General features: G+C 51.8%; 12 protein-coding genes. 6 read left to right on the top strand and 6 right to left on the bottom strand.

Translation table 11 applies throughout. The features are described from left to right. The first annotated feature begins 5 nt into the window (after nt 1-5). From JTA15_RS06660 to JTA15_RS06640, 5 genes are all read left to right on the top strand, one after another. Complete coding sequence (locus JTA15_RS06660) at nt 6-1,391, top strand: efflux transporter outer membrane subunit (RefSeq protein WP_219373014.1); 1,386 nt, start codon at nt 6-8, stop codon at nt 1,389-1,391. Between the two features lie 33 nt (nt 1,392-1,424). Next, the gene (cusF, locus tag JTA15_RS06655) at nt 1,425-1,766 is read left to right on the top strand and encodes a cation efflux system protein CusF (RefSeq protein WP_014170083.1); all 342 of its coding nucleotides are present in this window, start codon (nt 1,425-1,427) and stop codon (nt 1,764-1,766) included. 11 nt (nt 1,767-1,777) lie between these two features. Beyond that, nucleotides 1,778-3,028 (top strand): efflux RND transporter periplasmic adaptor subunit, encoded by a 1,251-nt coding sequence (locus tag JTA15_RS06650; protein WP_219373013.1) that lies wholly within the window; start codon nt 1,778-1,780, stop codon nt 3,026-3,028. A 10-nt stretch (nt 3,029-3,038) separates the two neighbouring features. Then, nucleotides 3,039-6,173, top strand: coding sequence for a Cu(+)/Ag(+) efflux RND transporter permease subunit SilA (gene silA / locus JTA15_RS06645; protein ID WP_219373012.1), 3,135 nt, complete (start codon nt 3,039-3,041; stop codon nt 6,171-6,173). A 221-nt stretch (nt 6,174-6,394) separates the two neighbouring features. After that, a complete protein-coding gene (locus JTA15_RS06640; RefSeq protein WP_219373011.1) occupies nt 6,395-6,703 on the top strand; it encodes a Silver-binding protein in 309 nt (102 codons plus the stop codon). A 155-nt stretch (nt 6,704-6,858) separates the two neighbouring features. Here the strand turns inward: JTA15_RS06640 and JTA15_RS06635 are convergent, their stop codons facing one another. From JTA15_RS06635 to JTA15_RS06615, 5 genes are all read right to left on the bottom strand, one after another. Continuing rightward, on the bottom strand, nt 6,859-8,061 hold the full coding sequence (locus tag JTA15_RS06635; RefSeq protein WP_219373010.1) for a serine hydrolase: 1,203 nt from the start codon (nt 8,059-8,061) through the stop codon (nt 6,859-6,861). Between the two features lie 77 nt (nt 8,062-8,138). Continuing rightward, complete coding sequence (locus JTA15_RS06630) at nt 8,139-8,870, bottom strand: putative quinol monooxygenase (RefSeq protein ID WP_219373009.1); 732 nt, start codon at nt 8,868-8,870, stop codon at nt 8,139-8,141. 29 nt (nt 8,871-8,899) lie between these two features. Next, complete coding sequence (locus JTA15_RS06625) at nt 8,900-9,919, bottom strand: aldo/keto reductase (RefSeq protein ID WP_219373008.1); 1,020 nt, start codon at nt 9,917-9,919, stop codon at nt 8,900-8,902. Between the two features lie 18 nt (nt 9,920-9,937). Next, nucleotides 9,938-10,495, bottom strand: a complete 558-nt coding sequence (locus JTA15_RS06620; RefSeq protein ID WP_047744661.1) for an NAD(P)H-dependent oxidoreductase — start codon at nt 10,493-10,495, stop codon at nt 9,938-9,940. Between the two features lie 94 nt (nt 10,496-10,589). Further along, nucleotides 10,590-10,892, bottom strand: a complete 303-nt coding sequence (locus JTA15_RS06615; protein ID WP_032680999.1) for a hypothetical protein — start codon at nt 10,890-10,892, stop codon at nt 10,590-10,592. 139 nt (nt 10,893-11,031) lie between these two features. On the opposite strand from JTA15_RS06615, the gene JTA15_RS06610 reads away from it, so the two are divergent. Further along, nucleotides 11,032-11,931, top strand: a complete 900-nt coding sequence (locus tag JTA15_RS06610; protein WP_219373007.1) for a LysR family transcriptional regulator — start codon at nt 11,032-11,034, stop codon at nt 11,929-11,931. Between the two features lie 49 nt (nt 11,932-11,980). Here the strand turns inward: JTA15_RS06610 and JTA15_RS06605 are convergent, their stop codons facing one another. Continuing rightward, complete coding sequence (locus tag JTA15_RS06605) at nt 11,981-12,565, bottom strand: hypothetical protein (RefSeq protein ID WP_219373006.1); 585 nt, start codon at nt 12,563-12,565, stop codon at nt 11,981-11,983. Between the last annotated feature and the right edge of the window lie 22 nt (nt 12,566-12,587).

Here is a 12,587-nt window from a genome sequence, read left to right as displayed (position 1 = left end):
GCGTGATGTGCACATTAAAACGACTTAGCATTAGCACAATATTTTTCCTGGCAGGCTGCGTCTCGCTGGCACCAGAATATGCGCGTCCGCCAGCACCGGTTCCGCAGCAGTTCTCGTTATCCCGAAATAGCCTCACACCGGTGGTGGCGGGGTATCACGACAGCGGATGGCGTAGCTTTTTTACCGATCCTCAGGTCGCAGCACTGATCGCCGAAGCCCTGAATAACAACCGTGATTTAAAAATGGCCGCCCTCAAGGTTGAAGAGGCGCGCGCGCAGTTCAACGTGACGGATGCCGACCGGTATCCGCAGCTGAATGCCTCGTCAGGTGTAACCTACAGCGGTGGGCTGAAAACGGACAAGCCGACCACACAGCAGTACGACGCAGGGTTGAACCTCAGTTACGAACTCGATTTCTTCGGCAAGCTCAGGAATATGAGTGATGCTGACAGACAGAACTATTTTGCCAGCGAGGAGGCCCGCCGTGCCGTGCATATCCTGCTTGTCTCCAGCGTGTCGCAGAGCTATTTCAGCCAGCAACTGGCCTACAAACAACGTCGTATTGCCCGCGATACGCTAAAAAACTATCAACAATCCTGGGCTTTTGTTGAACAACAGCTGGTAACGGGCAGCACCAACGTTCTGGCACTTGAACAGGCCCGGGGGCAGATTGAAAGTACCCGTGCAGAAATAGCGAAAAGAGAAGGCGAGCTGGCTCAGGCCAATAATGCCCTGCAGCAGGTTCTGGGAACCTATCGCGCGCTGCCGGCAGAGAAAGGAGGCAGCGTCGATGAGATTTCACCCGTCAAACTGCCGCCTCGTCTGCCGTCAGAAATATTGCTTCAGCGCCCGGACATTATGGAAGCGGAGTATCAACTGAAAGCGGCTGATGCCAATATTGGCGCGGCGCGCGCCGCCTTTTTCCCGTCCATTACGCTAACCAGCGGGCTTTCAGCAAGCAGTACGGAATTATCCAGCCTCTTCACCGCAGGAAACGGGATGTGGAATTTTATTCCGAAAATTGACATTCCTGTTTTTAATGCCGGAAGGAATAAAGCCAATCTCAAACTGGCTGAAATTCGCCAGCAGCAGTCAATCGTCAATTACGAACAAAAAATTCAGGCGGCTTTTAAACAGGTCGCCGACGCGCTCGCATTGCGGGACAGCATCAGTCAGCAACTTGACGCCCAGCAGCGTTATCTTGATTCGCTACATATCACCCTGCAGCGAGCCAGAGGTTTATATTCCAGTGGCGCGGTCAGTTACATTGAAGTGCTCGATGCTGAACGTTCTCTTTTTGCAACACAACAAACCATTCTCGACCTTATCTATTCCCGACAGGTGAATGAAATTAACTTATTCACCGCGCTGGGTGGCGGTTGGGTTGAGTAATTCCTTTTAATTACTCCATCAGGAAATCAAAAAATGAACAGTTTATTTAACGCGGTCGTACTGGGTGCACTCTCCGTTATATTTTCTGCAGGCCTGCATGCTGAAACACATCAGCACGGGGAGATGAGCACAGCCGCACAAGCCACGCCAGAGCAGGTTATCGCGGGAACCGGCGTGGTGAAAGCGGTTGATCTGAGCACTAAAAAAATCACTATCGCGCACGATGCTATTCCAGCGATTGGCTGGCCCGCCATGACCATGCGTTTCACCTTTGTCCAGGCAGACGAAACTATTCTCGCCTTAAAAGCCGGCAGCCACGTTAATTTTACGTTTGTTCAGCAGGGCAATATCTCTTTACTCAAGAGCATTAAATAGCGAGAAAAAGCATGGCCTCTTTAAGAATAAAGTTTGCTGCCGTCACCCTCGGCAGCCTTATTGCAGGAGGGCTGATTTCAGTTATCGCCTGGCAGTCTGTGCATTCCGCAGAAAAAACAGAACAGACCACGACGGAGAGAAAGGTACTTTTCTGGTATGACCCGATGAAGCCGGATACCCGGTTTGATAAACCCGGCAAGTCTCCGTTTATGGATATGGATCTGGTGCCGAAATATGCCGATGAAAATGACGAAAAAAGCAGTGAGGGTATTCGTATTGACCCGACGCAGGTTCAGAACCTGGGACTCAAAACGCAGAAAGTGACGCGGGGAGCGCTGAATTACGCCCAGACCATACCGGCCAACGTCAGTTATAACGAATATCAGTTTGTCATTGTGCAGGCGCGTTCTGAGGGTTTCGTCGAGAGAGTGTACCCACTGACCGTGGGCGATCATGTCAAAAAAGGGACGCCGCTTATCGATATCACCATTCCGGAATGGGTGGAAGCGCAAAGCGAGTTCCTGTTGTTATCGGGTACCGGCGGAACCCCTACCCAGATAAAAGGTGTTCTGGAGCGACTACGTCTTGCCGGCATGCCGGAAGAGGATGTTCAACGACTGCGTGCGACCCGGAGTATCCAGACCCGTTTTACTATCAAGGCCCCCATAGATGGCGTGATTACGGCGTTTAACCTGCGCACGGGCATGAACATTACCAAAGATAACGTGGTGGCACAGATACAGGGGATGGATCCGGTCTGGATCAGTGCGGCCGTGCCGGAATCCATTGCGTATCTTCTCAAAGACAGCTCACAGTTTGAAATTTCAGTGCCCGCGTATCCGGATAAATCGTTTGCCATTGAAAAATGGAACATTCTCCCCAGCGTGGATCAAACTACCCGCACGCTGCAGGTCCGTCTGCAGGTCTCCAACCAAGACGAAAGCCTGAAACCCGGCATGAACGCCTACCTGAAACTGAACGCCAGGAGCCAGGAGATGCTGCTGATCCCATCCCAGGCCGTGATTGATACGGGCAAAGAACAGCGGGTGATTGTGGTCGATGCGGAAGGGCGTTTTGTGCCGAAAAGCATTCATGTTCTGCATGAATCTCAGCAGCAGTCCGCGATTGGCAGCGGACTGAGCGAAGGCGATGCTGTCGTGGTCAGCGGTCTGTTCCTGATTGACTCCGAAGCCAATATTAGCGGTGCATTAGAGCGCATGCGTCATCCTGAAAAAACTGACGACGCGCATTCGGGCCATTAAGGAGACGATGATGATTGAATGGATTATCCGGCGCTCCGTCGCCAACCGTTTCCTGGTGATGATGGGCGCTTTGTTTCTCAGCGTCTGGGGAACATGGACTATCATCAATACCCCTGTCGATGCATTGCCCGATCTCTCTGATGTGCAGGTGATCATTAAAACCAGCTATCCCGGTCAGGCTCCGCAGATTGTTGAAAATCAGGTCACGTATCCGCTCACGACAACCATGCTGTCGGTACCCGGCGCAAAGACCGTGCGTGGTTTTTCCCAGTTTGGCGACTCCTATGTGTACGTCATTTTTGAAGACGGTACTGACCTGTACTGGGCCCGCTCGCGCGTTCTGGAATACCTGAACCAGGTTCAGGGCAAATTGCCTGCCGGTGTAAGCTCAGAAATAGGACCAGATGCCACCGGTGTAGGCTGGATATTTGAATATGCCCTGGTGGATCACAGTGGAAAACACGATCTTGCAGAACTGCGTTCCCTTCAGGACTGGTTCCTGAAATTCGAACTGAAAACCATCCCTAACGTCGCGGAGGTTGCGTCAGTAGGCGGCGTGGTTAAGCAGTATCAGATTCAGGTTAACCCGTTGAAGCTAGCGCAGTACGGTGTCACGCTGCCCGACGTTAAACAGGCTCTCGAATCATCTAACCAGGAAGCAGGGGGATCATCCATTGAAATGGCGGAAGCGGAGTACATGGTCCGCGCCAGCGGTTACCTTCAGTCCATTGATGATTTCAATAATATCGTCCTGAAAACGGGCGAGAACGGCGTGCCGGTTTATCTGCGCGATGTGGCCCGCGTGCAAACGGGCCCGGAGATGCGGCGCGGCATTGCAGAGCTTAACGGCCAGGGCGAAGTTGCTGGTGGCGTCGTGATCCTGCGCTCGGGGAAAAACGCACGTGAAGTCATTACCGCAGTAAAAGACAAGCTGGAGACGCTGAAAGCCAGCCTGCCAGAGGGTGTCGAGGTGGTGACTACCTATGATCGCAGCCAGTTAATTGACCGCGCCATTGATAACCTGAGTAACAAACTCCTTGAAGAGTTTATCGTGGTGGCCATCGTCTGTGCGCTGTTCCTCTGGCATATCCGCTCTGCGCTGGTGGCGATCGTTTCTCTGCCGCTTGGCCTGTGCATTGCCTTTATCGTCATGCATTTCCAGGGGCTAAACGCCAATATTATGTCTCTGGGCGGGATTGCCATTGCCGTGGGGGCGATGGTGGATGCCGCCATTGTGATGATTGAAAATGCGCATAAACGACTGGAAGAGTGGGATCATCAACACCCTGGGGAGCAGATAGACAACGCAACCCGCTGGAAGGTCATTACCGATGCGTCCGTTGAAGTGGGCCCGGCGCTCTTTATCAGCCTGCTGATCATCACCTTGTCGTTCATCCCCATTTTCACGCTTGAGGGACAGGAAGGGCGCCTGTTTGGGCCGCTGGCCTTCACGAAGACGTATGCCATGGCGGGCGCGGCCGCGCTGGCAATCATCGTCATTCCTATACTGATGGGGTTCTGGATCAGAGGGAAAATCCCCGCGGAGACCAGCAACCCGCTGAACCGACTGCTGATTAATGCCTATCACCCGTTATTGCTTCGCGTGCTCCACTGGCCGAAAACGACCTTGCTGGTTGCGGCGTTAACAATTTTTACGGTCATATGGCCGCTGAGTCAGGTCGGGGGGGAGTTTCTGCCAAAGATCAATGAGGGCGACCTGCTGTACATGCCTTCAACGTTACCTGGCGTATCGCCGGCGGAGGCTGCCGCGCTCTTGCAGACGACAGACAAATTAATCAAAACCGTCCCTGAAGTGGCGTCCGTATTTGGTAAGACCGGTAAGGCCGAAACGGCGACCGACTCCGCGCCACTGGAAATGGTCGAAACCACCCTTCAGCTCAAACCTGAAGATCATTGGCGACCAGGAATGACGATTGACAAGATCGTTGATGAGCTGGATAAGACCGTGCGTTTGCCCGGCCTGGCTAACCTCTGGGTACCGCCGATCCGTAACCGTATAGATATGCTCTCCACCGGCATTAAAAGCCCAATCGGTATCAAGGTGTCTGGCACCGTTTTGTCTGATATTGATGCCACTGCGCAACGTATCGAAGCGGTGGCCAAAACCGTGCCGGGCGTGGTTTCAGCCCTGGCAGAACGTCTGGAAGGCGGACGCTACATCGACGTGGATATCAACCGGGAGAAAGCATCCCGATACGGAATGACGGTGGGTGATGTGCAGCTGTTTGTCTCATCAGCCATCGGTGGCGCAACAACCGGCGAGACGGTTGAGGGCGTAGCCCGTTACCCGATCAATATCCGCTACCCTCAGGATTACCGAAACAGCCCACAGGCACTGAAACAGATGCCCATTCTGACGCCCATGAAACAGCAAATTACCCTGGGCGATGTCGCTGATATTCGTGTCGTTTCCGGACCTACCATGCTGAAAACGGAAAATGCCCGCCCTGCCAGCTGGATTTATATTGATGCTCGTGGCAGGGATATGGTGTCGGTTGTAAACGACATTAAAACCGCTATCAGCCAGCACGTAAAATTAAGACCGGGCACCAGTGTCTCTTTCTCCGGACAGTTTGAATTGCTGGAGCACGCCAATAAAAAACTGAAACTGATGGTGCCGATGACGGTAATGATCATATTCATTTTGTTATACCTGGCATTCCGTCGTGTTGATGAGGCACTGCTTATTCTGATGAGTCTGCCATTCGCCCTGGTCGGCGGAATTTGGTTCCTGTACTGGCAGGGCTTCCATATGTCCGTGGCGACCGGAACCGGCTTTATTGCCCTGGCCGGGGTGGCAGCAGAGTTTGGCGTGGTGATGCTGATGTATTTGCGTCATGCCATTGAAGCCCATCCGGCGCTTGCCCAGCGGGAAACCTTTACCGCGGAAGGTCTCGATGAAGCCCTTTATCAGGGGGCGGTACTCCGCGTGAGACCGAAAGCAATGACCGTAGCGGTTATCATTGCCGGTCTGTTGCCCATCCTCTGGGGAACCGGTGCGGGCTCAGAAGTCATGAGCCGGATAGCCGCGCCGATGATTGGAGGAATGATTACGGCTCCGCTGTTATCCCTGTTCATTATTCCGGCCGCCTACAAATTAATCTGGCTGCGAAGACATAAATAAACGCGCGACGATATTAAAAGGACACGCTGGAGTGTCCTTTTTTATGCGTATGGGGCAGGGGGTTATTCCCCGTATGGCCCAGTGACAGAAATGTCATCAGCCCGTCACGGGATAAACAGAGGTCGGTTTTTATAATCAATGATAATTCAGACGCCGATGCATTTATCTCTGACTTTTCATTCAGCGATATTGCAGAGTATGTAAACTTAGGAGATTCGACCATGAAAAAGATCCTGTTATCCATTGTCACCATTATGGCTGTCACCTCATCTGGCTGGGCAGCAGAAACGATCAACATGCACGACCAGGTTAATAACGCTCAGGCAACTGCGCATCAAACCATGGCTGAGATGCACAAGAAAATGCTCAAAGCTGGCCCCTGTAATACTCCCGAATCGGCAAAGTCTTTCTCCGCGATGAATGAGCATGAGAAGGCCGCCGTTGTGCATGAAACGGTGAACAATGGGCCGTCTTCTGTTATTCATCAGCAACAGGCAGAGAAACATCGCCGTATGAATCAGGCGAATTAACTGGCGCGTGGTGGATGTCACGGCTATACGCCCCTCGAGTGAGGGGCGTTTTCAGCATCTTTTAGAAGGTCTTCTAAGAATGCAGCCACCGCTGAGCAGTATCATGCCGATACGGAGAAGCGCTGCTGTTGGTTTGCAGACATGACCAGGCGAGGTTACAGCGCGCGAGAATGTTCTTCTCTCTGGCTATCGTTTTTCGCCATATCCATTAATAGTGCGATACCAATATAGTTACTCCAGTTAAACGCATTTTGAAGCACGACTACCGCATTGCCTTTTTGTTTATCGAAACCGATAAAGCTTGAGTAGCCGCCAATATAGCCTACCTGATAAGTAATTTTTTCCAGACCGATAAAGTCGGTGGTCCAGGCAATACCCTGTACACCATCGGGGCGTTGAATATCGGTATTACTGACTTCAGCAAAGACGCTATCCAATAAGCGATTGTCGGTTGTCGCCACGTGATAGCGGGCATACGCGGCCAGATCTTCGGCGTTACTGTATAAACTCGCTGCCGCTACCATGTTGTTGGAAAAATGCCAGTCGGGCGTCAGCTGCCCGCGCGGGATGAATTTGGGCTGATCGCCAGCATGGCCAAGCGCACGCTGCGGGTATCCCTTTAACGTCTGGGGAGTAAAACTACTGTTAGCCATTTGCAGCGGTTGAAAAATATAGTGCGAGGCTAAACTCTGAATATCTTCGCCGGTTTTGTGTTTCAGGATATAGCCAATCAGGGCATAGCCGGTATTAGAGTATTGCGGCATTTTATGCTGCGGTGCATGCCAGTTGGCTAAATAGCGCAATACGTTATCGCTATCCAGTTCGCCATAAAAGTTATCGCCACTGCTTAAATAGCTGATGAATTTTCCCAGCATCGGAACATCCATATTCTGACGGGGCAGGCCAGAGGTGTGGGTCACCAGTTCCAGTAGAGTAATTTTTTGTGCATCTGCGCTTAAGGGCGTACCCGGTGGCAGCAATGTCGCCAGGTTATCGTTCCAACTCAGCCTTCCTTCGTTCACCAGACAAGCCACCACTTCCGCCGTAATCCCTTTGCTGAGCGAACCGAGGGCAAACAAGGTATTGGACCCGATCGGGTAGCGATTGGCCGCATCGGTTACGCCCCAACTGTAAAACTGCGGAGAACCGTAATTATGGATCACCGCAACCGTCATCCCAGGAACGGATTTTTGCGCCATATAGTGACGGACCACGCTATCAACGTCGCCGTCCAGCGATTTATGGGTGAGGAGTTCCTGTGTTCCTGCCGGGGAGGACATTTGCGAGAGGGTGCCACAACCGCTCAGTGACGGGATAACAAGCAGAAGCCAGCGAAATTGTTGAGTTATGTTCTGCATACCTGTCATGTGTGGTGGTCATTAGAGCGCCCGGAATGTATCACACCAGGCCTGCGTAAACGCCATTTTTCTACGCTTTAGCCGCCAGGGGCGATTTCTGCGGTTATCCCGCCTTTATTACGCAGAAATAATGGTTTGACAGGAATAGACGTTTTACGGGTACTCATGTGCGCCGTTTGCTTTAGATAATCCCTAAAGTGCGGCGTCTGTCTGTGGAGTTGATAATCTTCCTCACTGGCGTAAATCTCATAGAAATACCAGCGGTGGGGATCATCTACGTCTGTCGCGGCATACATGGCAAGCACGCCTTTTTCTATGTTGAGCGACTGAGCCATTTCAGGAAGGACAATGTTTTTGAATTCGGTCTGATATTCCGGCTTCACCTCGACTACCACCAGATTATTGATGGTCCGCTCATCGGGTATGATGTGTTTGTCCCCTGTAAATTGCGGCACCAGTGTGATTTTCAGCTTCCGATCAATCATATCAGGAGCTTGAGCATCAAACGCTTTGTATGGAGCGGCATCCAGATGTTTGCGGTAGGCCAACTCGCTTGCATAAAGCTCAACCATATATGCCTGACGCGCATTGTCACTGCGTTTCAGCGCGTACATCGCCAGCGTGCCCACTTCATGATCAACCGAAGCGGTGATTGTTTGCCTGGCAACCTCATCAAAATGCCTGTCCCGATCGGGTGTGATGCTTATCTCAACGATATTCATCACGGGCGTATCCTGTATGCCCTGACTTTTTGCAAAGGCAGGGCTGCTTATTAGCAGGTAAGCTAAAAACATGAGACTCTTTTTCATGATGATCCTTTTTCTAAACCAGAAACAGGCTACCGCGTCCAGACCTGCTTAACGTCTTTGGTATGCGGCGTATTTTGCGCCATAACCCCCGTCAGAAAGTGGGGCTGATAGCATTCTTCCAGATAGCGGATCGCCTCCGGGCTCAGCTGCAGACTCACGGCATTTACCGCACCTTCGACATGACGTTTTTGCGTGGCACCAGCAATGGGTGAGGTGACCCTGGTCAGTAGCCAGGCGAGTGATATTTCCGTCATGGATACCTGATACTGTTCGGCAAGCTCGGCAACACGTTCGATAATGATCCGATCTTGTTCTGCCGTACGGTCATACTTCCCGCGGGCGTAGTCATCCTCGACGGCTCGCCGCGTGTGGCCTTCTTTACGGGAGAGGCGGCCGCTTGCCAGCGCGCTATAGGGCGTCAACGCAATCCCATCCTCAGCGCATAAACCGAAGAGTTCACGTTCATCTTCACGCATAATCAGGTTGTAGTGACTCTGCATGGAAACAAAGGGCGTCAGTCCTTCGCGTTCTGCAAGCGCGTTCGCCTTAGCCAGCTGCCAGGCGTAGCAGTTTGAGATCCCTATAGCGCGCACCTTGCCGGCAGTAACGGCGGCATGCAGCGCTTCAAGCACCTCAAGAACGGGCGTGTTGTAATCCCAGATGTGGTAAATGTAGAGGTCTATGTAGTCCATACCCAGATTTTGCAGACTCAGATCCAGCGAGCGGGCTATTGCCTGTTTTCCGCTGATCCCCTCGGCAATTTGCGCGGGCGTCCGCGGCAGAAACTTTGTAGCCAGCACCACATCATCGCGCTTCGCCATGTCACGCAATGCCCGGCCAACAAACCGTTCACTCGAACCGTTCTGGTAGGCGATGGCGGTATCGTAAAAATTGATGCCCTGTTCAAGGCCGTAGCGAATGATGTGCCGGCTTTCCGTTTCGTCCAGCGTCCAGCGATGCTGGCCTGTCAACGGATCGCCAAACCCCATGCATCCCATGCAGATGCGAGAGACAAGTAAGTCACTTTTACCGAGCCGGGTATACTGCATCGTTATTCTCCTTCCGAATTATTCACCAATAGCGTTAAGCAGGTCGACAAGCCTTGACGCGTGCTCCCGGGCAAGCGTTTTTTGCTGGGCGATTTTCTCGGCATCCCTGTCGGCGTAGCTGATACCGCAGGTATAAACCGGTGCCAGCATCTCAAGATTGCACAGCCTTGCCGTCGTCTCGAACGCAATGAGATACTCCTCAATGGTATGGCCAAAGAAACCGTCAGCGGTGTAAAGCGCTTGCGGTGCCCCCGTTGTGAAGGAGAGAACCAGCTTTTTACCACCCAGTTTCGCCGTTGAACCATGCGCGAAACCGTGAACAAAAACTTCATCCAGCCACTGTTTCATGAGTCCCGGGAGTCCGTACCAGGAAAAAGGGAACTGCCAGACAATCACATCGGCCCTGAGCAGGCTTTCCTGCTCCGCTCCGATATTGAATTTGCCGTCCGGATAGAGCCAGTCCAGACGACGAATTTCAGCGTCGGGCAGGGCTGTCGCCACCTCGTCAAGGATGGTGGCGTTGGCGACAGAATGGTTAAGTTCTGGATGTCCGGAAACGATAAGGATATTTTTCATTTCAATCAGTTATGCAGAATTGATGGATGTTTAACTCAGGCGTGTTTTCAGATGCAGCGTCTTAAAAAGACAGGACGTCAGCCACGCCGTGCTTTTAGTTTTTAAATTCTTCTGAGAAGAGATTTTCCCAGTTAATAAAGGAGCCAAGAGGAATGCACTCGAAGCTTAATAAGCCTGCTTTCGCCAGAGGGAATTCGGCCATTACGTTCATCGCTTCCTCGACAGCGTCACATTCAAGGAAAATAGCGACGCCGGGTCTGTCCTGACGAAAGTAGATGTCGCGGATGACGCCGGATTTATACAGCCCCCAGGCGTGCAATGCTTCAGCAGTAAGGTGCGGTGCATATTTTTCCGGCGATGCACCCGCGGCGGGAATATCCAGACATAAAATTCGCATCAGTCGCTCCAGTAATCAGTTTTCAGTGAGAAGAGCAGAAAGTATAAGAACCTCAATGTATGAAGATAAGGCGAGCATTGACTTAAGCATCTTTAGTCTGTACTTAATAATCAGGCGGTAATTGCTTAAGGAAAATGCTATGAATAACGCTCTTTATAATCAGATCCGCATCTTTCAGAGCATTGCGCGTGAAGGAAATATCTCGGCAGCCGCGAGGAAACTTGAAATCACGCCGCCCTCCGTCAGCAATGCGCTTAAGTTGCTGGAAGAGCATATTGGACATCCGCTTTTTGTGCGCACGACCCGGCGTATTGAGCTGACCGAAACCGGGCAACAGTTGCTGGAACAAACTGCCGCCGCGGTGGATTCGCTGGAAAAATCGCTGGAAAGCCTTCGCGATCGGAATCAGGAACCCTCTGGTGTGGTAAGAATTACGCTCTCGCGTTTCGCCTATCTGTTAATTCTCAAGCCTGCAATGGTTGCGTTCTGTCAGCAATACCCAAGGATTCAACTGGAAATTTCGGTCTTCGACGGTACCGTGAATATTATCGAGGAGCGTTTTGACCTGGGGATTCGTTTTGGCGATATTCTGGAGGGTGGGGTGGTAGCACGGCCGTTAATGAAACCGTTTCGTGAAGGGTTATACGCATCCTCTGCCTATCTCGCTGAACAGGGTATGCCTGAGGTGCCGGCAGATCTCAGTCATCACCGATTGATTGGTTACCGTTTTATCACTAACAACCGCATCCTTCCGTTGATCCTGAACGATCGCGGAGAACAGTTAACCGTTGAAATGCCCGGACAGTTAATCAGCAACGATATTGATGTTATGGCAGACGGAATTCGTAACGGACTGGGAATTGGGCGCTTGTTCGAACCCATCTGGCGGTTACAGCCAGATCGGGAACAATTTGTACCTGTGATGGAGAGCTTCTGGAAAACCTATCCGCCAGTGTATCTCTATTACCCGAAAAATGCGGGGAAAACAAAAAGGGTGAAAGCTCTGATTGATTTTTTGATCTCCACGACCGAGCGATAAGGTTGCGCAGTCACAGAGCGAAGTCCCGCCAGTAGTGGCGGGAATGTGTTTAACGCTGCATGTTATTGCGTGTCTGGCGGATTTGCTGGCGCCAGGCGCGATTATGAAGGGTAAATAGCAGCATCTTATAGAAGGAAGGAGGTCGTATACAGAAACCGCTGAGCAGCAACATGACAACACTCACCAGTGCGGCTGTTAAATTGACGCCTGGCCAGATGGTGCCGCTCAGAGCTGCAAGCAGATAAACGACCGTCAGCAGAAGGCTTATGAATGCCAGAGAAAGATGTACCCGCACGGCGCGAATGCTGCCTTTACCCATCATAAACATCGTCAGACCGTTGATGCCGGCGAAAAGAAGGGCAATCAACACTACCCACACAAATACCTTTTCTGCCGGCTGATTGAGTGCGGCGAATACGCCGTAGCCCAACCATAGCTGCGGAATAGCAAAACTGACAATCACCCCGAGGGTGCTGATTGTCGCAGGGATGCCCATAGTATGTAGTCCCACGGGCTTACTCATCTGCTGGGCCAACTGCGTTTTCAGTTCTTGCAGCTGTGAATCGTTGGCATTGTTTATACGTACCGCTATGTCGTTACAGTGTTGTAGACGATGGGATAACTCTTTAAGCATTTGAATACTCTAGGCTTAATTT

The sequence above is a fragment of the Enterobacter sp. BIDMC 29 genome, assembly GCF_019378755.1.
GTDB classification, from domain to species: Bacteria; Pseudomonadota; Gammaproteobacteria; order Enterobacterales; family Enterobacteriaceae; genus Enterobacter; species Enterobacter ludwigii.
Note: the sequence above shows the minus strand (reverse complement) of the source record. Positions and strands in the feature narration are given on the sequence as shown.